Raw genomic sequence first — 21,610 nt, forward strand, 5'->3', positions numbered from 1 at the left:
ACATGCCTGTGACGACTCCACCTATCCTGAATACACCGCAGCCCCTGTGGGAGCGGGCTTGCTCGCGAATGCGTTCTGACATTCAACATCAGTGCCGACTGACGCACCGCTTTCGCGAGCAAGCCCGCTCCCACATGGGGTCTCTGTGTGCCGTTGCATTGGCGGTGAGCCTTGCCGGTTGCGCCGGCCTGCCCGACCAGCGCCTGGCCAACGAAGCGCTCAAGCGCGGTGACACCGTCACCGCGGCGCAGAATTACCGGCAACTGGCAGACCTGGGCTACAGCGAAGCCCAGGTCGGTCTGGCCGACATTCAGGCCGACAGCCGTGACCCGGCGCAGATGAAACAGGCCGAGGCGACTTACCGCGCCGCGGCCAGCGTTTCGCCGCGCGCCCAGGCACGCCTCGGTCGTCTGCTGGTGGCCAAGCCCGGCTCCACCGAAGCCGAGCAGCACGAAGCCGAAACCCTGTTGAAAAAAGCCGCCGCCGCGGGCGAAGGCAACACGCTGATCCCGCTCGCAATGCTGTACCTGCAATACCCGCACAGCTTTCCCAACGTGAATGCGCAGCAGCAAATCAGCCAATGGCGTGCCGAGAACAAACCGGAAGCCGGTCTGGCGCAAGTGCTGCTCTATCGCACCCAGGGCACCTATGACCAGCATCTGAATGATGTGGAAAAAATCTGCAAGGCCGCGCTCAACACCAACGACATCTGCTACGTCGAGCTGGCCACGGTCTATCAGAAACAGGCCAGGCCAGAGCAACAGGCCGAGCTGATCAAACAGCTGCAAGCGGCTCACGCTCGCGGCACCGTTTCGGCGCAGCGCGTCGACAGCGTCGCCCGCGTGCTCGCCGATTCGTCCCTGGGCAAGACCGACGAGAAAACCGCACAGTCGCTGCTCGAACCGATCGCACCGGGCTACCCGGCCTCGTGGGTCTCCCTTGCGCAACTGCTCTACGACTTCCCCGAACTGGGCGACGTCGACCAGATGATGAAGTACCTGGACAACGGTCGCGCCGCCGACCAGCCCCGCGCCGAACTGTTGCTGGGCAAGCTCTACTACGAAGGCAAACTGGTGCCGGCCGACGCCAAGGTCGCCGAAGCGCACTTCCAGAAAGCCGTCGGCCGCGAAGTCGCCGCCGATTACTACCTGGGGCAGATCTATCGCCGTGGCTACCTGGGCAAGGTCTATCCGCAGAAAGCGCTCGACCATCTGTTGACCGCTGCGCGCAACGGCCAGAACAGCGCCGACTTCGCCATCGCCCAACTGTTTTCCCAAGGCAAGGGCACCAAGCCTGATCCGCTCAATGCCTATGTCTTCAGCCAACTGGCCCTGACCCAGAACACTCCGCAAGCCACCGAGCTTGCGCAAACAATCCAAACGCAACTGCCACCCGACCGGCTGGCCGAAGCCCAACGCCTGTTGAAACAAGAACAGGCCGTGCGCGGTGCCCTGAGCCCGAACACGCCGGAGCTGAACGCCCTGCAAGAAGAAGCCAGCGAGGAATCCAAATGAAATTGAATCCATTCATGAAGGCCGGCATCGGCCTGACATTCGCGCTGATCTGGTCCTGCCCGACGCTTGCTGCGATCACTGAAACCAAGAACTTTGGCCTCGAAGTGAAAATCACCGGTCAGTCCGAAGACGACCGCGATCTCGGCACCGCCCCGGGTGGCGACGTCAATGGCGTCGGTCTCGACCTGCGCCCTTGGGTCTACGGCGAAAGCGGCGCGTGGAGTGCCTACGCCATGGGTCAGGCGGTGACGTCCACCGACATCATCGAGACCGACACCCTGCAACAGTCCGATGGTGCCCAGACCACCGACAACGGTGATCGCGAGACCAAGAAAAACTACCTGGCCATGCGCGAGTTCTGGGTCGGCTACAGCGGCTTCACGCCCTACCCCGGCGAGATCCTCAAGCTCGGTCGCCAACGCCTGCGCAATGACGACGGCCAATGGCGCGACACCAACATCGAAGCCCTGAACTGGACTTTCGATACCACCCTGCTGCGCGCCAACGTCGGTATCGCCGAACGCTTCAGCGAGTACCGCACCGACCTCAAGGAACTGGCACCGAAAGACAAGGATCGCCTGCACGCCTACGCCGATGCCGCGTATCAGTGGACGCCCGGCAACTGGGTCGGCATTCGCGGTCATCACACCCATGACAACGGCAAGCTCGACTTCCCGGAGCCAGGTGTGCCGGCCGATTCGCTGGACAAGAAACAGAACGGCGACATCAGCTGGATCGGCCTGACCGCCGACAGTGATGCCTATAACTGGCGCAACACCAACACGGTCAACTACTGGGGCAGCATCACCGGCATGCGCGGCGACACCGACACGGTCAACCCGCTGAATGCCGATGGCACACGCCCGACCGAAGCCAAGCACGGTGATGACCTTAACGGTTGGGCCACCGATGTCGGCGTGCGTTTGCGCCTGGACCCGCAATGGCAAGTCGGTGCCGCCTATGCCCGCGCCAGCGCCGATTACCAACAGAACGGCCTGGAAAGCAATCGCTCGAACTACACCGGCACCCGCTCGCGGGTACACCGTTTCGGCGAAGCCTTCCGTGGCGAAATGAACAACATGCAGACCGCCACCCTGTTCGGCTCGTGGATGCTCAACGATGAATACGACGCCAGCCTGATCTACCACAAGTTCTGGCGCGTCGACGGCAACAAGCCGGTCGGCAGCAATGGCATCAACGCCGTCGAGAACAACACCGACGACGTAACTGGCGCAATCCTCTCCAGCACTTCGCTGCCGCTGAACGATGGCGAGAAAGACCTCGGTCAGGAGATGGACCTGGTGGTCACCAAGTACTTCAAGCAAGGCCTGTTGCCAGCGGCGTTGAGCCAGTCCATCGATGAGCCTTCGGCCCTGGTGCGCTTCCGTGGCGGTGTGTTCAAGCCGGGCGATGCCTACGGCAAGGAAGTCGATTCGTATATGCACCGCGCGTTCATCGACGTGATCTGGCGCTTCTGATGCAAGCCGCGAAGGGAGTGCCCGACATGAACAATTCGAAGCGAGGTTCGCTCACCTTGTTGGCCGGCGCGATGCTGCTGGCAAGCTCGGCCGGCTTCGCCAATGTAGAGCCGGCCAATGTAGAGCCGGCCAAACCGGCACACGCGGCCACCATCGCCAAGGAACTGCAACAGGCCAAGACCTATACCGTCAGCAGCGCACCGACCGCGCCGCTGGAACTGGCCACGCCGAAACTGCCGGATGTCTCGGGCTACACCGCCGAAGCCATCGCCGCGAAAATCGTGCGCAGCAAGGCCGGTAAAATCAGCGTGCGCCGGATGATGCAGGAAGACGCCCTGAAGGACTTCATCGGCGGCGACAACAAGATGGCCGAGTGGGTGGTGCGTCAGCACGGCATCCCTCAGGCGATCTTCGTCGACGACGGCTACATGAACCTCAAGGACCTGGCGAAGAAGCAACCCAAGTACGTCATCGAAACCGCGCCAGGGGTTTACCTGGCGAAGTTGCCGATCGTGGTCGGTCGCCACGGCATTCTGGAAATCGACAAGCAGACCCGGGAACTGCGCCTGTCCCAGGAGGCCGGTTCGTTCCTGGTCAACGACGGCCAGCTGTTCGTGCGCGACACCAAAATCACCGGCTGGCGCGAGAAGGACAACGGCCCGGCGACGTTCAACTCTCCGAAGGAGTTCCGTCCGTTCCTGCTCGCTTGGGGCGGCACCGAGACTTACATCGCCAACAGCAAGATCGCCAGTTTCGGCTACGCCAACAGTAAGTCCTATGGCGTGAGTATTTCCCAGTACACGCCGAACATGGCCAAGGTGCTCAAGCGTCCTGAACCGACCGGCTGGATCGTCGGCTCCGAATTCTCGGACATGTGGTACGGCTTCTACTGCTATGAAACCCGCGACTTCGTGGTCAAGGGCAACACCTACAAAGACAACATCGTCTACGGCATCGACCCGCACGACCGTTCCCATGGTCTGATCATCGCCGACAACACGGTGTACGGGACCAAGAAGAAGCACGGGATCATTATTTCCCGTGAGGTCAACGACAGCTTCATCTTCAACAACCGCAGCTACGACAACCACCTCTCGGGGCTGGTGATCGACCGTAACAGCGTGAACAACCTGATCGCCCACAACGAGATCTACCAGAACCACACCGACGGCATCACCCTCTACGAGAGTGCCGACAACCTGTTGTGGGGCAACCGTGTGCTGAGCAACAAGCGCCACGGCATCCGTATTCGTAACAGCGTGAACATTCGCCTCTACGAAAACGTCGCCATGGCCAACGGCCTGACCGGCGTCTACGGGCACATCAAGGACCTGAGCAACACCGACCGTGACATCAAGCTCGACCCGTTCGACGCCCAGGTGTCGCTGATCGTGGTCGGTGGTGAGCTGGCGGCCAACGGCAGCGGGCCGCTGTCCATCGACTCGCCGCTGAGTGTCGAGCTGTATCGCGTGTCGATGCTCGCACCGACCAAATCCAGCGGCATCAGCTTCACCGGCATCCTTGGCGATCGTCAGGATGAAATTCTCGACCTGCTGGTGCGCCAGCAGAAAGCCGTGCTGATCGACCCTGTCGAACGCCAGACCGAAATGCGGGACTGAGGACAATCTTATGCACCCACACTTGATCAAATTACTCAGCCTGTCGGCCCTGACCGCCGGCATTCTCGCGGCCAGCGGCGGTGCGCGTGCCGATGAAGTCCAGGCACCGAAGTTCAGTGCCGAACCGTGCTGCAGCCTGTGCCCGGCCGCCCACGATGCAAAAAACTACACCACCCGTTACCAGCAGAACTTCACCACGCTGGTACAGGCCCAGGGCGACTGGTTGTTCCGCACCCAGGAAGACCTGCGCACCGAATTCGACACCACGCCCGCCGGCTACAAACGCATGAAACAACTGCACGATGCGTTCAAGAGCAAAGGCGTGGAACTGGTCATCGTGTACCAGCCGACCCGTGGCCTGGTGAACCGCAACAAGCTCAACCCGGCGGAGAAAGCCAGCTTCGACTACGACAAGGCGCTGCAGAACTACAAGACCATGCTCGGTCGTTTCGCGCAGATGGGTTATGTGGTCCCGGACCTTTCGCCGCTGACCAACGAATCGTTGCCCGACACCCTGCCCGCCCACGATTTCTACTTCCGTGGCGACCAGCACTGGACGCCATACGGTGCCCAGCGCACGGCGAAAATCGTCGCCGAGAAGGTCAAGCAGTTGCCTGAATTCGCCGACATTCCCAAGCGCGAATTCGAGACCAAAAAGTCGGGTCGCATGGGCAAGACCGGAACCCTGCACAACATGGCCGGTCAACTCTGTGGCACCAGCTACGCGATCCAGTACATGGATCAGTTCACCACCGAGCCGAAGGGCGAAGCGGGCGATGGCGATCTGTTCGGCGATTCCGGCAATCCGCAAATCACCCTCGTGGGTACCTCCCACAGCGGCAAGAACTACAACTTCGCCGGGTTCCTCGAAGAGGCCATCGGTGCCGACATCCTCAACGTGGCATTCCCCGGCGGCGGCCTGGAAGGTTCGATGCTGCAGTACCTGGGCAGCGACGAGTTTCAGAAGAACCCGCCGAAGATTCTCATCTGGGAATTCTCGCCGCTGTACCGCCTCGACCAGGAAACCATCTACCGCCAGATGATGGCGTTGCTGGACAACGGTTGCGAAGGCAAGGATGCGCAGATGTCCGGCAGCGCCACGCTCAAGCCGGGCAAAAACGAGTTGATGGTCAACAGCAAGAACATGGACCTGCGCAACAGCAGCCACCAGGTCGACATCCGCTTCGCCGACACCTCGGTGAAAACCCTGCAAGCCACCCTCTGGTACATGAACGGTCGCCACGAGGACATCAAGATCGACAAACCGGAAACATCCGAGACTGACGGGCGTTTCGCTTTCGAGTTGCGCACGGATGAAGACTGGGCCTCGCAGAACCTGCTGGCCGTTGAAGTCCAGGGCCCCGAAGCCGGTGCCGCACCACAGAAAGTCGAAGCGAAAATCTGCAAACGCAACGTATTCCCGGGCGCCGAGCAGCGTACTGCTTCGGTCGGGCAATGAGGTCTGCTATGCGCTATCCGAACTTTTCAACTCTGTTGGCACCGACGCTCCTGAGCCTGGCGATGTTCGCCGGGGCCACGCAAGCGGCTGCGCCACTGCGTCCACCCCAGGGCTATTTTGCGCCTGTGGATAAATTCAAGACGGGCGACAAAAGCGAAGGCTGCGATGCGATGCCGACGCCATACACCGGCTCGTTGCAATTTCGCAGCAAGTACGAAGGCTCGGACAAAGCCCGCGCGACCCTGAACGTGCAGTCGGAAAAAGCCTTCCGCGAGAGCACCGCCGACATCACCAAGATCGAGCGCGGCACCAGCAAGCGCGTGATGCAGTTCATGCGTGACGGTCGCCCGGAACAGCTGGAATGCACGCTCGACTGGTTGACCGCCTGGGCCCAGGCCGACGCGCTGATGTCCAAGGACTTCAACCACACCGGCAAGTCGATGCGCAAATGGGCGCTGGGCAGCATGGCTTCGGCGTATATCCGCTTGAAGTTTTCCGACTCCCACCCGCTGGCCACCCATCAACAGCAAGCGCAGTTGATCGAAGCCTGGTTCAGCAAGATGGCCGACCAGGTGGTCAGCGACTGGGACAACCTGCCGCTCGACCAGACCAACAACCACTCGTACTGGGCCGCCTGGTCGGTGATGGCCACCTCCATCGCCACCAACCGTCGCGACCTGTTCGACTGGGCGGTGAAGGAATACAAGGTCGGCGCCAACCAGGTCGACGCCGACGGCTACCTGCCCAATGAACTCAAGCGTCAGCAACGGGCCCTGGCTTACCACAACTACGCCCTGCCACCGCTGGCGATGATCGCCAGTTTCGCCCAGGTCAACGGTGTGGATCTGCGCCAGGAAAACAATGGCGCGCTCAAACGCCTGGGTGACCGGGTGCTGTCCGGGGTGAAAGACCCGGATGAGTTCGAGGAAAAGAACGGCAAGGAACAGGACATGACCGACCTGAAAGAGGACATGAAATTCGCCTGGCTCGAACCGTTCTGCTCGCTCTACACCTGCTCGCCCGAGGTGCTGGCGAAGAAACACAAGATGCAACCGTTCAAGACCTTCCGCCTCGGCGGCGACCTGACCAAGGTCTACGACCCAGCCAATGAAAAAGGCAAAGGCTCTTAGGCCAAGTGCTGTCCCTTGTGGGAGCGGGCTTGCTCGCGAAAGCGGTCTGACATTCACCATTGATGTCGACTGACACACCGCTTTCGCGAGCAAGCCCGCTCCCACAGTGAAGATGTGTCGCCCTTCAGATTTTCATGGGGGGTTTGGGGGGGCCGTTGGCCCTTGACTGTTGATTCAAACAAGGAGAGATCGGGATGGTTTTTTCGTCCAACGTGTTCCTGTTTTTGTTCCTGCCGATCTTTCTCGGCTTGTACTACCTGAGCGGGCAACGCTATCGCAATTTGCTGTTGCTGATTGCCAGCTACGTGTTCTACGCCTGGTGGCGTGTGGACTTCCTCGCGCTGTTCGCCGGCGTCACGCTGTGGAACTACTGGATCGGCCTGAAAGTCGGTGCCGCCGGGGTCAGGACCAAACCGGCGCAGCGCTGGCTGCTGCTCGGTGTGGCCGTCGACCTGTGCATCCTCGGCTACTTCAAGTACGCCAACTTCGGCGTCGACAGCATCAACGCGATGATGACATCGGTGGGCCTGGAACCTTTCATCCTGACCCACGTGCTGCTGCCGATCGGGATCTCGTTCTACGTCTTCGAGTCCATCAGCTACATCATCGACGTTTACCGTGGCGACACCCCGGCGACCCGCAACCTGATCGACTTCGCGGCATTCGTGGCGATCTTCCCGCACTTGATCGCCGGCCCCGTGTTGCGTTTTCGCGACCTGGCCGACCAGTTCAACAACCGCACCCACACCCTCGACAAATTCTCCGAGGGCTGCACGCGGTTCATGCAGGGTTTCATCAAGAAAGTCTTCATCGCCGACACCCTGGCGGTGGTGGCCGACCACTGCTTCGCCCTGCAAAACCCGACCACGGGCGATGCCTGGCTCGGCGCGCTGGCGTACACCGCGCAGTTGTATTTCGACTTCTCCGGTTACAGCGACATGGCTATCGGCCTGGGTCTGATGATGGGTTTCCGCTTCATGGAAAACTTCAAGCAGCCGTATGTCAGCCAGTCGATCACCGAGTTCTGGCGGCGCTGGCACATCAGCCTGTCGACCTGGCTGCGTGACTACCTGTACATCACCCTCGGCGGTAACCGCAAAGGCACGCTGATGACCTATCGCAACCTGTTCCTGACCATGCTGCTCGGTGGTCTGTGGCACGGTGCGAACATCACCTACATCGTCTGGGGCGCCTGGCACGGCACCTGGCTGGCGATTGAAAAAGCCATCGGTCTGAACACCTCGCCACGCAGCTTCAACCCGATTCGCTGGGCACTGACCTTCCTGCTGGTGGTGATGGGCTGGGTGATCTTCCGCGCGGAAAACCTGCACGTTGCGGGGCGCATGTATGGCGCGATGTTCAGCTTCGGCGACTGGTCGCTGTCGGAACTCAACCAGGCCAGCCTCACCGGCCTGCAAGTGGCAACGCTGATCGTGGCCTACGTGACGTTGGCGTTCTTCGGCCTGCGCGACTTCTACAGCAATCAGCCACCGGTCAAGACCAAGCCTGCCGAGAACGTCGACGCCGACGGCCCGGCCGCCGCTACAGCCGGAACGATCAAGGCCGTGCCAGGGGATAACCCGGCAAGCATCCATCAGCCTGGCTACACCGTCGGCGTCGAAGCCCAGGTGCAACCGGCCTACTGGAGCGCTGACTGGTCGCGCTACGTGATGCGTGCGCTGGTGCTGCTGCTGTTCATCGCCTCGATTCTCAAACTCTCGGCGCAAAGCTTCTCGCCGTTCCTTTACTTCCAGTTCTGAGGGATCTGACCATGACCCGCTCATTACGTATCTTCTACATCGCGCTGTTCCTGGTGACCCTGCTGGTGCTCGGTCTGTGGTCGGTGCGCAGCTTCTTCGGCTTCAGCACCAACGCCGATGCGACGGTGCTCAACGGTCGCTGGACCAAAGCCGTGGAAACGCACTACGACGACGAGTTCCCGATCAAGCGCCTGGGCACCAATCTTTGGGCCGCGCTGGATTTCAAACTGTTCAATGAAGGTCGTCCGGGCGTGGTGCTCGGTCGCGACCAGTGGTTGTACAGCGATGAAGAATTCCACCCGGTAGTCAACGAAGAACTGAACCTGCAAGGCAACTACGCGCTGGTCGAAGGCGTGCGCCAGACCTTGAAGGAAAAAGGCGTGCAACTGGTTATGGCAGTGGTGCCAGCCAAGGTGCGCCTGTACCCGGAACACCTCGGTGAAGTGAAACCGGCGAGCATCCACGCCAACCTCTACAAGGACTTCCACCAGCGCCTGGCCGCCGACCGGATTCCGGCCCCTGACCTGCTCGGCCCGCTGCAACAGGCCAAACAGAATGGCCAGCAAGTGTTCCTGCGCACCGACACCCACTGGACCCCGGAAGGCGCCGAGATCGCCGCCAACCGCCTGGCCCAAACCATCGCCGACAAGTACCCGCTGAGCGGCGAGCCACAGCGTTTCGTCACCGAGCCTGCGGAGAAAATCACCCACAAGGGCGACCTGCGTCTGTTCCTGCCGCTGGACCCACTGTTCGAAAACCTGATGCCGGCGCAAGAGTCGCTGCAAAAGCGCAACACCGTGGCAGCGGATGACCAACCGGCCGGTGACGATGCCCTGTTCGCCAACACCGAAGTGCCGGTGGCCCTGATCGGCACCAGCTACAGCGCCAACCCCAACTGGAACTTCGTCGGTGCGCTCAAGCAAGCCCTGCACAGTGACGTGGTCAATTACGCCGAAGACGGCCACGGCCCGATTCTGCCGATGCTCAGCTACCTGAAAAGCGATGCCTTCAAGAACAGCCCGCCACAGGTGCTGATCTGGGAGTTTCCTGAACGATATCTGCCCGTGAACAACGAAATCGGCGACGCCGACCCGCAGTGGGTCGCAGAGCTTAAACAAGCCGGCGCGCGCCAACAAAACGTAGCCATCAACAACAAATCCGAGACGCCCGACCGGGCGCAAAACTGAAAGAGAGGTACACCATGACTTTCACTACAACTCCGCGTCGTCTCGCTAAAAGCTTTGCTCTGGTTGCCGGCCTCAGCGTGCTGTCGATACAGGCCTTCGCTGGTGGCGACGCAGCACTCTACGGCCCGACCGCACCGAAAGGCTCGACCTTCGTGCGCATCTACAACGCCAGCAACGCCGAAGTCAGCGCCACCGTCGGCAGCACCAACCTGAGTGACGTCGCGCCACTGTCCAGCAGTGACTTCAGCTTCATGCCGGGCGGTGACTACAGCGCCAAGGTCGGTAGCCAGACCCTGCCGGTGAAACTGGCCGGCGATCACTATTACACCCTGGTCAACAACGCCAGCGGCGCACCGCAACTGATCGAGGAGCCGCCGTTCAAGAACAAGCAGAAGTCCCTGGTACGCGTACAGAACCTCAGCGACAAGACGCTGACCCTGAAAACCGCCGACGGCAAGACCGACGTGGTCCCGAACGTAGCCGCCAAGGGCCGTGGCGAACGTGAAATCAACCCGGTGAAAGTCAGCCTGGCGCTCTATGACGGCGCAACCAAAGTCGGCGACGTGAAACCGGTCGCCCTGGAACGCGGTGAAGCCGCGGTGCTGTACGTCACCGGCAACGGCAGCAGCCTGTCGCCGGTCTGGGTGAAACGCCCGGTGTCGACGCGCTAATCAATTTTCCGGGTTGACGCATCCCTCTGTGGGAGCGGGCTTGCTCGCGAATACGGTCTGACATTCACCAACGATGTCGACTGACACACCGCTTTCGCGAGCAAGCCCGCTCCCACATTGATCCGGGGCGTCAATCCGGACACGGAACAAAAACAAGAGTGAAACGACACAAACGCGGTAGCTCTAACCAATCGATATTCAAGGAGTAACAACATGATTCCGGTGATCTTGTCAGGTGGTAGTGGCTCACGTCTTTGGCCGCTTTCCCGTAAGCAGTTCCCTAAACAGTTCCTGGCCCTGACCGGCGAGCACACCCTCTTCCAGCAAACCCTGGAACGCCTGGTGTTCGAAGGTATGGACACGCCTATCGTGGTCTGCAACAAGGACCACCGTTTCATCGTCAACGAGCAGTTGGCCGCGCGCAAACTGGAAACCCAGCGCATCCTGATGGAGCCGTTCGGTCGCAACACTGCGCCGGCCGTGGCCCTGACCGCGATGATGCTGGTCAACGAAGGTCGCGACGAGCTGATGCTGGTGCTGCCGGCCGACCACGTGCTGGAAGACCAGAAAGCCCTGCAGCGCGCCCTGGCCCTGGCCACCGTCGCTGCCGAGAACGGCGAAATGGTGCTGTTCGGCGTGCCGGCCACCAAGCCGGAAACCGGTTATGGCTACATCAAGTCGACCAACGACTCGCTGCTGCCTGAAGGCGTCAGCCGCGTCTCGCACTTCGTCGAAAAACCCGACGTGAAGCGCGCCACCGAGTTCGTCCAGTCCGGTGGTTACTTCTGGAACAGCGGCATGTTCCTGTTCCGCGCCAGCCGCTTCCTGGAAGAGCTGAAAAAGCACGATCCGGACATCTACGACACCTGCGTGCTGACCCTGGAACGCAGCAAGCAGGATGCCGACACCATCACCCTCGACGAAGCCACCTTCGCCTGCTGCCCGGACAATTCCATCGACTACTCGGTAATGGAAAAAACCCGACGCGCCTGCGTCGTGCCGCTGACCGCCGGCTGGAGCGATGTCGGCTGCTGGGCGTCACTGTGGGAAGTCAATGAAAAAGACGCCAACGGCAACGTCAGCAAAGGCGACGTGGTGATCCAGGACAGCCGCAACTGCATGATCCACGGCAACGGTAAACTGGTGTCGGTGATCGGCCTGGAAAACATCGTCGTGGTCGAAACCAAGGACGCCATGATGATCGCCCACAAGGACAAGGTCCAAGGCGTGAAACAGATGGTCAACACCCTCAACGAACAGGGCCGCAGCGAAACCCAGAACCACTGCGAGGTCTACCGTCCGTGGGGCTCCTACGACTCGGTGGACATGGGCGGCCGCTTCCAGGTCAAGCACATCTCGGTCAAACCGGGCGCGTGCCTGTCGCTGCAAATGCACCACCACCGCGCCGAACACTGGATCGTGGTCAGCGGCACCGCCGAGGTGACCTGCGACGAGAACGTGTTCCTGCTGACCGAGAACCAGTCGACCTATATTCCGATCGCTTCGGTTCACCGCTTGCGTAACCCAGGGAAGATTCCACTCGAGATCATCGAAGTGCAATCGGGAAGTTATCTGGGTGAGGACGATATCGAGCGGTTCGAGGATATCTACGGGCGGTCTACGCCGGTTGAGCGTGGGGTTTCGGTGAAGACTATCGCGCAGTAATTGATTAATCAGTAAGGCCCCATCCGACCTGCTGCGTTCCCTATCCGCAGCGGGTTGGATGTTTTTTTTAATCATTGATTACCTTCGATTGACCACAACAATCACCGGGACATAGTCCCTCCCGATGTATTTTTGGGTATGTATTGACTCCACAGCGCCCGGTCTGTCCTCCAGGGTGCGTCCACAAGCTTGCCCTGTTGATAAAACAATACTTTGTCTACCACCTTAGACCGATTGCGGTACAAATAACGCAACTCTGACGACGTTAACGATGGCTGGGTTTTTTTCACAACCTGATTCATATCCAACTCATCAAGTATAAAATGAACGGCACTCCCACCCTCAGATTTCAGTATCGTCGACAATCCGGCCTTACTCGCCCGACTGAGGAACTTATGATAAAAAACTGTACCTTCAGCATCGATATATTTCTGAAATGTTTCATTTGCAGAATACCTGCCACCGGCAAGTTCAGATGCAAATTCTTTGGAAAAGCCCCAATAAACCTTGCTCGACGCAATCGAACTTTGACTTGACTTTATACGGTCATAAAACCTGTTTTCAATCTCGACGATTTGACTGGTGATCCGCGCATGCTTCTTCCGCCAAAAGTCGTTTCCTTTTTGCACATTAACGGTTGCACGCTCCCGTAGCTCATGACTTCCAGCGGAAATTACACGTTCCAGTTCCTCCCGGCCTCCGGGAGAGGATAGACGCATAAAGAACTTAGCTTCATAATACGCTGAGCGAAACCGGCCCAGGCTACTTGCAAGATTCCCGGCATCCTTTCTTGTAAAGTACATCGCCAGTACATCGCCGCGATATGTCAATTTCGCGAACCAACTCAAATACCGTTTCCTTACTACGCTGGACAGTCCAAAAATCAGATCTCCATGCTCAGGCTTAAAAAGCTCCTTAAAATTACTTTCTCTGCCATCTGAGTCTTTAAGACTGGCAGGATTATTTCGTACCATACAATAAAAATTCAACCCGTCGACACTTCCCGCCGGATCCGGACTCAACCAGCGCTGCCACCAGGCTATGTAATACCTGAACCCGTAATAATAAAGCCCCGTCGCATCCCGCTCTTTCCCCGAATAGCGCACCGTTTTATAACTCGCCTCAACCTCCCCTCTTCCTGCAAACCATGCGGTTGTGCCAAACGGATGATAACGCTCCTGGCTGATCACCTCGCCCGCACTGTCGAGTTCCAAGGCGCAGGAACCCAGATGATCACTCAGGCTGTAGCGCAACTGATCGTTGTCATTGTCATTCGGCGGTACGGACTCCCAGTGCAACACCCGCACACTACTGCGTCCGGCCTGGACGTTGATCACCTGCAACACTTCGCCCGTGCCAGCATGAGTGCGTAATTCCAGATTGGGTAGATAACGAACTTCGGAGAGAAGTGTTCGAGCATTGGTTTGCGTTGAACGGATTTTGCGTACACGCATACCGTCGGCGCCGTAGACATAGTGTTCATTGTCATCTTCACCGCCCTCACGTTCCACGGGCCGCACTTCGGATAACTGGTTACGCAGGTCCCAACTCAGGGCCCGGCCCGGTTGCAGGTTCAGCAGATTGCCGTTGCCGTCGAAGCCATTGCGAAAATCCTCTTCGCCGGGTTCCACACCCTCCAGTACCAGCAGGCAACGGTTGCTGTGCGCCGCCGCGACCAGTCGATGCCCGTGGCTTTGCGGACCTTCGTGGACCAACTCCAGCAGATTGCCGCCTGCGTCGTAGTGATAGGTCTGGCGATAATTGGCGCGGGGCGCCGGGTCATCGAGGGTCGAAAACTGCGGGCCTTTATTGGGGCCGCCCGCTTCCCAGCCGGTGGCTTCAATTAACTGGCCCAGGCTGTCGTAGGCGTAGCGATTGACCGGCTCGATCCGCTGATTGGCGAAGTAGCGAATCGGCAACGCGGCATCCTCAATGCTCAGCACATTGCCTACCGGATCATAGGCGTAGCGCAGGTCTTGCAGGGCTGTGTTGCCGCGCCGGACCTGGAGGCGGGTCAGGCGGCCATTTTGCGTGTCGTATTCCAGCGTGGCGATCACACCATTGCCAGCGACTTCCCGTTCGGTCTGGCCGTGGGCGTTGTAGTCGATGGCGCTGACCAGGGTTTTTGGTGTGGATGTACCGTTGAGTTGCAGGCGGACCTCGCGCAACTGGCCGTCAAGGGTCTGATGGAATAACTGACGGTGACCCTTGGCATCGGTTTGCTGGGAGACCTCGCCCAATGCATTGACCTGCGAACGAGTGATGGCGCCCTCGCCCGGTTCCAGCAGCAACTCGCGATCCGCCACCGGCTCAGGCCAGTCCGGCAGCGACACTGCTTTCAGAAAATGCCGCGTCTGCTCCAGCACTGCGCCGTGCAATCCAGACTCGGTAAACCGCTGCGTCCCCGCCGGATCATCGTGGCGAATCAATTGGCCGCATTGGTTGCGCTCGGCAGAAGCCTGATCGCTCGCGCCGTAACCCAAGCGCTCCGTGCAAATCGCATCACCGTCCACCGCCTGCTCGAACACCAATACCGGGCGCAACAGAGCGTCGTACCGCATCCTGCGCTGCGAACCCCGGCTATCCCAGGTATGAAGCGATTGCCCCGCCTCCCCCAACAGCGCCACACGCCACCCGGCATCGACGCTGTCCGTACTCAACACTGCACCGGACAGGGCATACGTCGTTTGCAGATTGGCCGCTGCCGAAGCGTCCGGAAACAGCCGCGGGTCCCGCTGCGCAATCGCGCGGCCCGCCCAATCATGGGCCGTACGGTTGACCCTCGCCTGAGGGGGCACGCCGTCGATGTCACGCCAGTACCCCACGGCGCGTACGGGTAACCCACGAGGGTCACTTGCCGTCAGGCTCGGGGTGTGGCGGTGGATTGACAGAGTCGCTGGCACAGTAGCCGCTCCGGAATCACTCCCGCTCATCTAAGCCTGTCGATCAAGTGCCCGGCTACTGTCAGAAATTACAGGGCCGACAGATGGTCTTCCGTACCGTCGACACACCCCGCCCATCGCCAACCCCACCTGTGCTTAGGTAGGATGACCCTCTCTATTCCCGAGATCTACGTCATGTTCATCGGCGTCCTGCTGGTCATCACCTGGCTGATCCTGTTGCTGCGCTATCCGGCCAAGGCCTTGCCTGTTTCCATGGCCGCCGCCGTGGGGCTGGGCATTGTCGCTACCTGGGTCATCTGGATGGACCACCGCGAACTCAAGCAATTGCAACGCCTGGAGTTGCGCATCAGTTACGCGCCGCAGCAATGTCCCGCCGACCGCCCATTGCAATTGACCCTGAATAACGGCAATGACGTGCCGCTGACGGAACTGCGCTGGCGGGTTGCGGCCTATGCACCGGGCGACACGGTGAACCTGGCCGACAATCAATACACCGCCCCGCGCTATCGTGGCCCCGGCGAATTGCAGGCCGGTGGCAACTGGGAAGACTGCTTGCCGCTGCCGCCATTGCGCCCAGGCTACCGTCCGGAGACGCTGGAGTTTCGCGCCGAGCGATTGCACGGTAGTTTTTCCGACTGATCCTTCCTCCATTTTTTTGCACAAGGAATGCGCCATGCCCGTTGCGTTGATCACCGGTTGTTCCAGCGGCATTGGCCGCGCCCTTGCCGATGCGTTCAAGGTCGCCGGTTATGAAGTCTGGGCCAGTGCCCGCAAGGCCGAAGATGTCGCGGCACTCACCGCCGCCGGCTTCACGGCCGTGCAACTGGATGTCAACGACGCCGCGGCGCTCGAAGCCTTGAGCGAGCGAATCAACCAACAGGCCGGTGGCCTCGATGTGCTGGTCAACAACGCAGGGTATGGCGCCATGGGGCCGCTGCTCGATGGTGGTGTGCCAGCCATGCAGCGCCAGTTCGAAACCAATGTGTTCGCCATCGTCGGCGTCACCCGCGCCTTGTTCCCGGTGCTGCGTCGGGCCAAGGGGCTGGTGGTGAATATCGGTAGCGTGTCCGGCGTACTGGTCACGCCCTTTGCCGGTGCCTACTGTGCCTCGAAAGCTGCCGTGCATGCCTTGAGCGATGCCTTGCGCATGGAACTGGCGCCGTTCGGCGTGCGGGTCATGGAAGTCCAGCCGGGGGCCATCGCGTCCTGTTTCGCCAAAAATGCCGGCCACGAAGCCGAACAACTGATCAGTGAACAATCGCCGTGGTTTCCCCTGCGCGAAGGCATACGCGCCCGGGCCAGGGCTTCCCAGGACAAGCCGACTCCGGCCAGCGAGTTTGCCGCCGGATTGCTCAAGGCTGTGCAGCAGGCCAAACCGCCACGGTTGCTTCGTCTCGGCAATGGCAGTCGTGCGTTGCCGCTGATGGCAACGTTGCTGCCCAAGGGCTTGCTCGAATCCGGGTTGATGAAGCGGTTCGGGTTGCGTGGGCAGCTCTGAGACCGCGTCGACACCTTCACGAGCAAGCCCGCTCCCACATTTGACCGAGTTGTTCCTGAAGAAACACAATCAATTGTGGGAGCGGGCTTGCTCGCGAAGAGGCCCGCACAGTCCCTACAAAACTTCAGGTAACAGCACAATGACCGACTACACCGAATACTTCGACGAAGTGATCCAGGCCCACGTGGCCATCGAACAATGGCTGGCCGAAGAACAGGACATGTCCGAACTCGAACAACTGCTGACCCGTTTTTCGCCGCAGTTTTCCATGGTCTCGCCGCTCGGTCGGGTTTTGGATTTTGACGCGCTGAACGAATTGTTCACGTTGGCGGGCGGCAAGAAGCTCGGGTTCCGCATCGCGCTCAGCGAGTTGCGTGGCATCGCGCTGCACGATGGCGGCGCGACCGTGAGTTACCGCGAGCAACAGACCGATGCGACCGGGCTGCACTCGGATCGTCGCTCCACGGTCGTGTTTGAAAAACAGACGGATGGCCGGGTGATCTGGCGGCATCTGCATGAGACGTTTTGCAAGGAGTAACGCGCGACGCCTGCCTGACGGACCGCGTTGTACCCTTCGCGAGCAAGCCCGCTCCCACACTGGATCTTCAGTGAGCTCAAGATTTGCGCACGAAGGAGATCAAATGTGGGAGCGGGCTTGCTCGCGAAGCAGGCGAACCGGTCCGACAGCTAAGCCCCACCATCCTGCTTAACCACTACCGTACAGGTAATCCCCGCCGCCAACAGCACGCCCTCCGGCACTTCATCGATGTGAATGCGCACCGGCACCCGCTGCGCCAGTCGTACCCAGTTGAAGGTCGGGTTGACATCGGCGATCAGCTCGCGGCTCTCCGGGTTGTCGCGGTCGTAGATGCCGCGCGAGATGCTTTCAACATGGCCCTTGAGCACTTCACCGCTCATCAGTTGCATGTCGGCTTTATCACCCACGCGCACGTGGGGCAGCTTGGTTTCTTCGAAGAAGCCGTAGACCCAGAACGAGTTCATGTCGACCACGGCCATTTTCGCCTCGCCGATGCGCGCGTAATCGCCGCGATGCACGTTGAGGTTGGTTACGTAGCCGTCCACCGCCGCGCGCACTTCAGTGCGTTTCAGGTTGAGTTCGGCGGCTTCCAGTTGCGCCTGGGCCTGCTGGTAATCGGCCAGGGCCGAGTCGGCGAGATTACTCGCGTCGTCACGGTTTTCCCGGGAGATCACCAGGTTGTCCATATCGGCGCGACGATGGGCATTGACCTTGCGCATCTCCCAGGTCGCCTTGCGCGATGCCACCAGGCTTTGCGCCTGCTTCACCGCAAGGCGGTAGTGCTCGGGGTCGATCTGCATCAGCAAATCACCCGTCTTCACCAATTGGTTGTCGCGCACCGGCACGTCCACCACTTCACCAGTGACGTCGGCGGCGACGTTGATGATATCGGCCCGCACACGGCCGTCACGGGTCCACGGCGTGTTCATGTAGTGCTCCCACAAGGAGCGGCCGATCCACAGCGCGAGGGCCAGCACCAACAGGGTCGCGAGCAGGCTGAAAAACTTTTTCATCGGGGCATTCTCAGTGATAGAGAGTCAACGGTAGACAGTCAGCGCCATGGCGCCGAACAGACAGGTAAACAGACTCAGGCGCAGTAACGCCGGGTGCCAGAAGAAGCGGTACAGGTCGAACCCGGAGAGGAACCGGTCCAGTGCCCAGGCAAGTGCCGCCGCAATGAAAAACATCAGGGTCATGGTCGGCATGTACACGCCGTGGAAGGCGATTTCACGAGGCATGTTCAAGTCCTTGTGGCTTGCCGCTGGCACTGGCATGCATGTAGCCGGCGAGCGGTGATTGCGGATCGAGCAGAGAGGTGCGGATGAAGTGCAGGTAGCTCTTCACCCGGCGCAACGCCGAGGTATCGAAATGGGGAGCGAAGGGCTCGTCGGTGGACTGCACACGACTGATCGCGTGATCGACGGCGATCAGCGCACGCTCGAGGTTGCTGCCGTTCGGTTGCAGGAACAGCCGCACCAGCGCACGCCCCATCACCCGGATCGCCTGGCGCCATGGCTGGGATTCGGCATAGGCCGGATGCACCGGCAGTATCGCCTGCTCCTTGCGCAACTCGATGATCGCGTGGCCGACTTCCAGCACCACGAACATCCAGCGCAGCAAGTCCCGCTGCACTTGCGGTTGACCCGCCGCGAAGCCGTAGGCCTGATGCACCAGGTCGCGGGTGCGACTTTCGAAACTCGACGCCAGACCCTTGAGCTTGCCGCTGATGGCGTACACCACCTGAGCGCGCAGGTCCTGCTCCAGCCGGCGCCACAACCAGCGGCTATTGGGCGGCAGAATGATCGCCCCGGCCGCTGCGCACACCAGCATGCCGAGGACCATGGCGATGTAGTCGTTGATGAAGGTGTAGGGGTTGTAGACCGTGAGGTTGTCCGGCACCGAACCGGTGCTGAAAAAGATCAGCAAGCCCAGGCCGACACCGACATATTGCGGCCGCGAAGTCAGGAACGAGCCCAGCACGATCACCGGTGCGAGCATCACGCACAGCAACGGAAATCCGTCGATCCACGGGAAGATGAAAAACATCTCGACGAAGCCGATCAGCGCCCCGAGCAATGTCCCGCACGCCATTTGAAAGGCCATGCGTTTCGGGTTCGGGGTGGCGGCGGACAAGCCCACGGTCGCAGCGGCGATCAGGGTCATGGTCGCCCCGCTCGGCCAGGCGGTTGCCACCCAATAGCTGCCCAGTACCACCAGGATGAATGCTGCGCGAATCCCCGATGCCGCAGCGGCCATCCAGTTGGTTTGCGGGGTGAACGGCTCGTCCCAGCGTTCCCGTTCGTGACTGTGATCGGCCAGGGATGCGTGGGTCTGTGCATAACCGTGCAGGTCGTCGACAAAGCGATAGAGCAGCTCGTACGCGGTGTGGAAATCCAGTTGTTCGGCATCGCTCGGCTCGCTCTGCTGGAACGTTGCCCGCAGACAGCGCACTCGCGCCGGCAAGCCTTCCTTGTAGGCGCTCAGCACTGTGACCAGACGTGCCGCATCGGCGCTGGTCAGGGCACGACCGCTGAAGCCGTCGAGCAACTCGGCGAGGTCCTGCAGACCCGGCTTGATGGCCGCCACCACGGTGTCCGCTGCGCTGCTGCGCAAGCGTTCGAGCAACTGGTGCAAGGCATTGAAGCGCGTGGTGATGCCCATGAACTCGCTGTTCAGGCGACTGAGCCGGCCATTACGCCGACGCATGTGCGGGTCTTCAAAAACAGTCACGCTGCGCAAGCCTTCCAGGCCCACGGCTTCGGCGATGAAACGCACATTACCGGCCTCGAATGCCTCACGCTGACTGCGTCCGCGCAAGCCATCGGTGACGAACAGGGCGAATACGCCAAAGCGCTGATACAAGGCATTGCGCATCGCCGCGCTAGCCGATTGCGGCAGGATGGCGGCACTGATCAGGGTCGAACAGAGAATGCCCAACGAGATTTCCAGCACCCGCCAGACTGCCGCCATGAACGCCCCCTCCGGATGGGCCAGCGCGGGCAAGCCGACCATCGCCGCGGTGTATCCGGCGAGGACGAAACCGTAGGCGCGGAAGTTGCGGCAGCGGGCGGCGCCGGCCGTGCAGATACCGACCCAGATCGCCAGCGAACCGAGGAACAGTTCAGTGTTCTGCGCAAACAGCGCAATCAACGCGACCATCACCGACGAACCGGCCAGGGTGCCGAGAAAACGATAGAAGCTCTTGGCGAACACATGGCCGCTTTGCGGCTGCATGACGATGAACACGGTGATCATCGCCGTGCGCGGTTGCGGCAGTTCCAGGCGCATGGCCAGCCATAGCGTCAGGAATGCCGCGAACAGCACCTTGAAAATGTAGACCCAGGTCACGCCGTCGCTGCGTGCCCAGTCGAAGAACCCCCGGCGCCATTCCAGGGAATACAGCCAGCGCAAGGGTGCGGGCAAGGGAGTCATCAAATCCTGCTCAAAAAAATTAAGATCAGACTCAGGACCTGTGGGAGCGGGCTTGCTCGCGAAGAGGGAGTATCAGTCAGCATTTTTTCCGTCTGACAAACCGCTTTCGCGAGCAAGCCCGCTCCCACAGGGTTCGTGTTCAACGCAAAAGGCTCGGGGTTTTCGGCACTTGAGTCTGTTCGGTGTTCGGCACGTCATTGCCGGCACCGAGCCCACCGCCCAACGCCGTCACGAGTTCCGCATGGGCGCTCAAGCGCGCCGCCTGAACCTGCTGCTGCACTTGCTGCTGCTTGAACAGCAGGGTCTGGGCGTTGAGCACATTGAGGTAGTCGGTCAGGCCACGCTGGTAGGCGATCATGGCGATGTCGTAGGTCTTCTGCGCAGTGGCCACCGACTCGGCGGCGAAAGCCTGCTGCTTGTCCATGGACTCGCGGCGGATCAACTGGTCAGAGATGTTTTTCAGGGCATTGACCAGGGTCTGGTTGTACTTGGCCACGGCGATGTCGTACCCGGCGGAGGCTTCGCCCAACTCAGCGCGCAAACGTCCGCCATCGAAGATCGGCAACGAAATCGCCGGACCCACGCTGTAGTTGAGCTTCTTGCCGGTCAAGAACTCCAGCGCCCCGCCGCCGGTGGCCATGTAGCCGAGGCTGCCGACCAGGTCGACGTTGGGGTAGAAACCGGCATGGGCGACATCGATGCCCCGCGCCTGCGCCGCCACTTGCCAGCGGCTGGCAACCACGTCCGGGCGCTGCC

Annotated in this window: 17 protein-coding genes; 12 read left to right on the forward strand and 5 right to left on the reverse strand. The window is 60.6% G+C overall.

Annotation, left to right across the window (positions count from 1 at the left end; all coding sequences use genetic code 11):
- Window positions 1-2: 2 nt before the first annotated feature.
- From algK to ACCD00_RS15615, 9 genes are all read left to right on the forward strand, one after another.
- Window positions 3-1,514, forward strand: coding sequence for an alginate biosynthesis TPR repeat lipoprotein AlgK (gene algK / locus ACCD00_RS15575; protein WP_413425831.1), 1,512 nt, complete (start codon window positions 3-5; stop codon window positions 1,512-1,514).
- On the forward strand, window positions 1,511-2,992 hold the full coding sequence (locus tag ACCD00_RS15580; RefSeq protein WP_413425833.1) for an alginate export family protein: 1,482 nt from the start codon (window positions 1,511-1,513) through the stop codon (window positions 2,990-2,992). Before algK ends, ACCD00_RS15580 begins: the two co-directional genes overlap by 4 nt.
- Before the next feature lie 26 nt (window positions 2,993-3,018).
- A complete protein-coding gene (gene algG / locus ACCD00_RS15585) occupies window positions 3,019-4,611 on the forward strand; it encodes a mannuronan 5-epimerase AlgG (protein WP_413425835.1) in 1,593 nt (530 codons plus the stop codon).
- A 10-nt stretch (window positions 4,612-4,621) separates the two neighbouring features.
- Window positions 4,622-6,070, forward strand: a complete 1,449-nt coding sequence (locus tag ACCD00_RS15590) for an alginate O-acetyltransferase (RefSeq protein ID WP_413425837.1) — start codon at window positions 4,622-4,624, stop codon at window positions 6,068-6,070.
- Between the two features lie 8 nt (window positions 6,071-6,078).
- The gene (locus ACCD00_RS15595) at window positions 6,079-7,200 is read left to right on the forward strand and encodes a mannuronate-specific alginate lyase (RefSeq protein ID WP_413425839.1); all 1,122 of its coding nucleotides are present in this window, start codon (window positions 6,079-6,081) and stop codon (window positions 7,198-7,200) included.
- A 194-nt stretch (window positions 7,201-7,394) separates the two neighbouring features.
- A complete protein-coding gene (locus tag ACCD00_RS15600) occupies window positions 7,395-8,960 on the forward strand; it encodes an MBOAT family O-acyltransferase (RefSeq protein WP_413425841.1) in 1,566 nt (521 codons plus the stop codon).
- Between the two features lie 11 nt (window positions 8,961-8,971).
- Window positions 8,972-10,147: an alginate O-acetyltransferase gene (locus tag ACCD00_RS15605; protein WP_413425843.1), complete on the forward strand. Its 1,176-nt coding sequence runs from the start codon at window positions 8,972-8,974 to the stop codon at window positions 10,145-10,147.
- A 14-nt stretch (window positions 10,148-10,161) separates the two neighbouring features.
- Window positions 10,162-10,818, forward strand: a complete 657-nt coding sequence (locus tag ACCD00_RS15610; RefSeq protein WP_008018613.1) for an alginate O-acetyltransferase AlgF — start codon at window positions 10,162-10,164, stop codon at window positions 10,816-10,818.
- 213 nt (window positions 10,819-11,031) lie between these two features.
- The gene (locus tag ACCD00_RS15615) at window positions 11,032-12,483 is read left to right on the forward strand and encodes a mannose-1-phosphate guanylyltransferase/mannose-6-phosphate isomerase (protein ID WP_413425845.1); all 1,452 of its coding nucleotides are present in this window, start codon (window positions 11,032-11,034) and stop codon (window positions 12,481-12,483) included.
- 101 nt (window positions 12,484-12,584) lie between these two features.
- Here ACCD00_RS15615 and ACCD00_RS15620 read toward each other — a convergent pair whose 3' ends face one another.
- A complete protein-coding gene (locus ACCD00_RS15620) occupies window positions 12,585-15,386 on the reverse strand; it encodes an RHS repeat-associated core domain-containing protein (protein WP_413425847.1) in 2,802 nt (933 codons plus the stop codon).
- 174 nt (window positions 15,387-15,560) lie between these two features.
- Here ACCD00_RS15620 and ACCD00_RS15625 point away from each other — a divergent pair, with 174 nt between their 5' ends.
- The 3 genes from ACCD00_RS15625 (at window position 15,561) to ACCD00_RS15635 (ending at window position 17,422) form a co-directional block, all read left to right on the forward strand.
- Window positions 15,561-16,025, forward strand: a complete 465-nt coding sequence (locus ACCD00_RS15625; protein ID WP_413425858.1) for a multidrug transporter — start codon at window positions 15,561-15,563, stop codon at window positions 16,023-16,025.
- Window positions 16,026-16,059: 34 nt separating this feature from the next.
- Entirely contained in the window at window positions 16,060-16,884 is an 825-nt protein-coding gene (locus ACCD00_RS15630) for an SDR family oxidoreductase (protein WP_413425849.1), read from the forward strand.
- A 139-nt stretch (window positions 16,885-17,023) separates the two neighbouring features.
- Entirely contained in the window at window positions 17,024-17,422 is a 399-nt protein-coding gene (locus tag ACCD00_RS15635; RefSeq protein WP_413425851.1) for a DUF4440 domain-containing protein, read from the forward strand.
- A gap of 149 nt (window positions 17,423-17,571) precedes the next feature.
- Here ACCD00_RS15635 and ACCD00_RS15640 read toward each other — a convergent pair whose 3' ends face one another.
- From ACCD00_RS15640 to ACCD00_RS15655, 4 genes are all read right to left on the reverse strand, one after another.
- A complete protein-coding gene (locus ACCD00_RS15640; RefSeq protein ID WP_413425853.1) occupies window positions 17,572-18,435 on the reverse strand; it encodes an efflux RND transporter periplasmic adaptor subunit in 864 nt (287 codons plus the stop codon).
- Window positions 18,436-18,459: 24 nt separating this feature from the next.
- Window positions 18,460-18,660 (reverse strand): DUF1656 domain-containing protein, encoded by a 201-nt coding sequence (locus ACCD00_RS15645; protein WP_015096751.1) that lies wholly within the window; start codon window positions 18,658-18,660, stop codon window positions 18,460-18,462.
- Window positions 18,650-20,854 (reverse strand): FUSC family protein, encoded by a 2,205-nt coding sequence (locus tag ACCD00_RS15650; protein ID WP_413425855.1) that lies wholly within the window; start codon window positions 20,852-20,854, stop codon window positions 18,650-18,652. Before ACCD00_RS15650 ends, ACCD00_RS15645 begins: the two co-directional genes overlap by 11 nt.
- A gap of 139 nt (window positions 20,855-20,993) precedes the next feature.
- Window positions 20,994-21,610: TolC family protein (locus tag ACCD00_RS15655; protein WP_413425857.1), on the reverse strand; the 617-nt coding region annotated here is incomplete at its 5' end.

The organism is Pseudomonas sp. Pseusp3, from assembly GCF_047304225.1.
Classification (GTDB): domain Bacteria; phylum Pseudomonadota; class Gammaproteobacteria; order Pseudomonadales; family Pseudomonadaceae; genus Aquipseudomonas; species Aquipseudomonas fluorescens_CD.

Bases quoted from the DNA above. Each gene is read 5' to 3' on its own strand.
- ACCD00_RS15590 (WP_413425837.1), top strand. From the start codon at position 4,622: ATGCACCCACACTTGATCAAATTACTCAGCCTGTCGGCCCTGACCGCC.
- ACCD00_RS15580 (WP_413425833.1), top strand. From the start codon at position 1,511: ATGAAATTGAATCCATTCATGAAGGCCGGCATCGGCCTGACATTCGCG.
- ACCD00_RS15595 (WP_413425839.1), top strand. From the start codon at position 6,079: ATGCGCTATCCGAACTTTTCAACTCTGTTGGCACCGACGCTCCTGAGC.
- ACCD00_RS15600 (WP_413425841.1), top strand. From the start codon at position 7,395: ATGGTTTTTTCGTCCAACGTGTTCCTGTTTTTGTTCCTGCCGATCTTT.
- ACCD00_RS15615 (WP_413425845.1), top strand. From the start codon at position 11,032: ATGATTCCGGTGATCTTGTCAGGTGGTAGTGGCTCACGTCTTTGGCCG.
- ACCD00_RS15650 (WP_413425855.1), bottom strand. From the start codon at position 20,854: ATGACTCCCTTGCCCGCACCCTTGCGCTGGCTGTATTCCCTGGAATGG.
- ACCD00_RS15630 (WP_413425849.1), top strand. From the start codon at position 16,060: ATGCCCGTTGCGTTGATCACCGGTTGTTCCAGCGGCATTGGCCGCGCC.
- algK (WP_413425831.1), top strand. From the start codon at position 3: ATGCCTGTGACGACTCCACCTATCCTGAATACACCGCAGCCCCTGTGG.
- algG (WP_413425835.1), top strand. From the start codon at position 3,019: ATGAACAATTCGAAGCGAGGTTCGCTCACCTTGTTGGCCGGCGCGATG.
- ACCD00_RS15645 (WP_015096751.1), bottom strand. From the start codon at position 18,660: ATGCCTCGTGAAATCGCCTTCCACGGCGTGTACATGCCGACCATGACC.
- ACCD00_RS15605 (WP_413425843.1), top strand. From the start codon at position 8,972: ATGACCCGCTCATTACGTATCTTCTACATCGCGCTGTTCCTGGTGACC.
- ACCD00_RS15635 (WP_413425851.1), top strand. From the start codon at position 17,024: ATGACCGACTACACCGAATACTTCGACGAAGTGATCCAGGCCCACGTG.
- ACCD00_RS15625 (WP_413425858.1), top strand. From the start codon at position 15,561: ATGTTCATCGGCGTCCTGCTGGTCATCACCTGGCTGATCCTGTTGCTG.
- ACCD00_RS15640 (WP_413425853.1), bottom strand. From the start codon at position 18,435: ATGAAAAAGTTTTTCAGCCTGCTCGCGACCCTGTTGGTGCTGGCCCTC.
- ACCD00_RS15610 (WP_008018613.1), top strand. From the start codon at position 10,162: ATGACTTTCACTACAACTCCGCGTCGTCTCGCTAAAAGCTTTGCTCTG.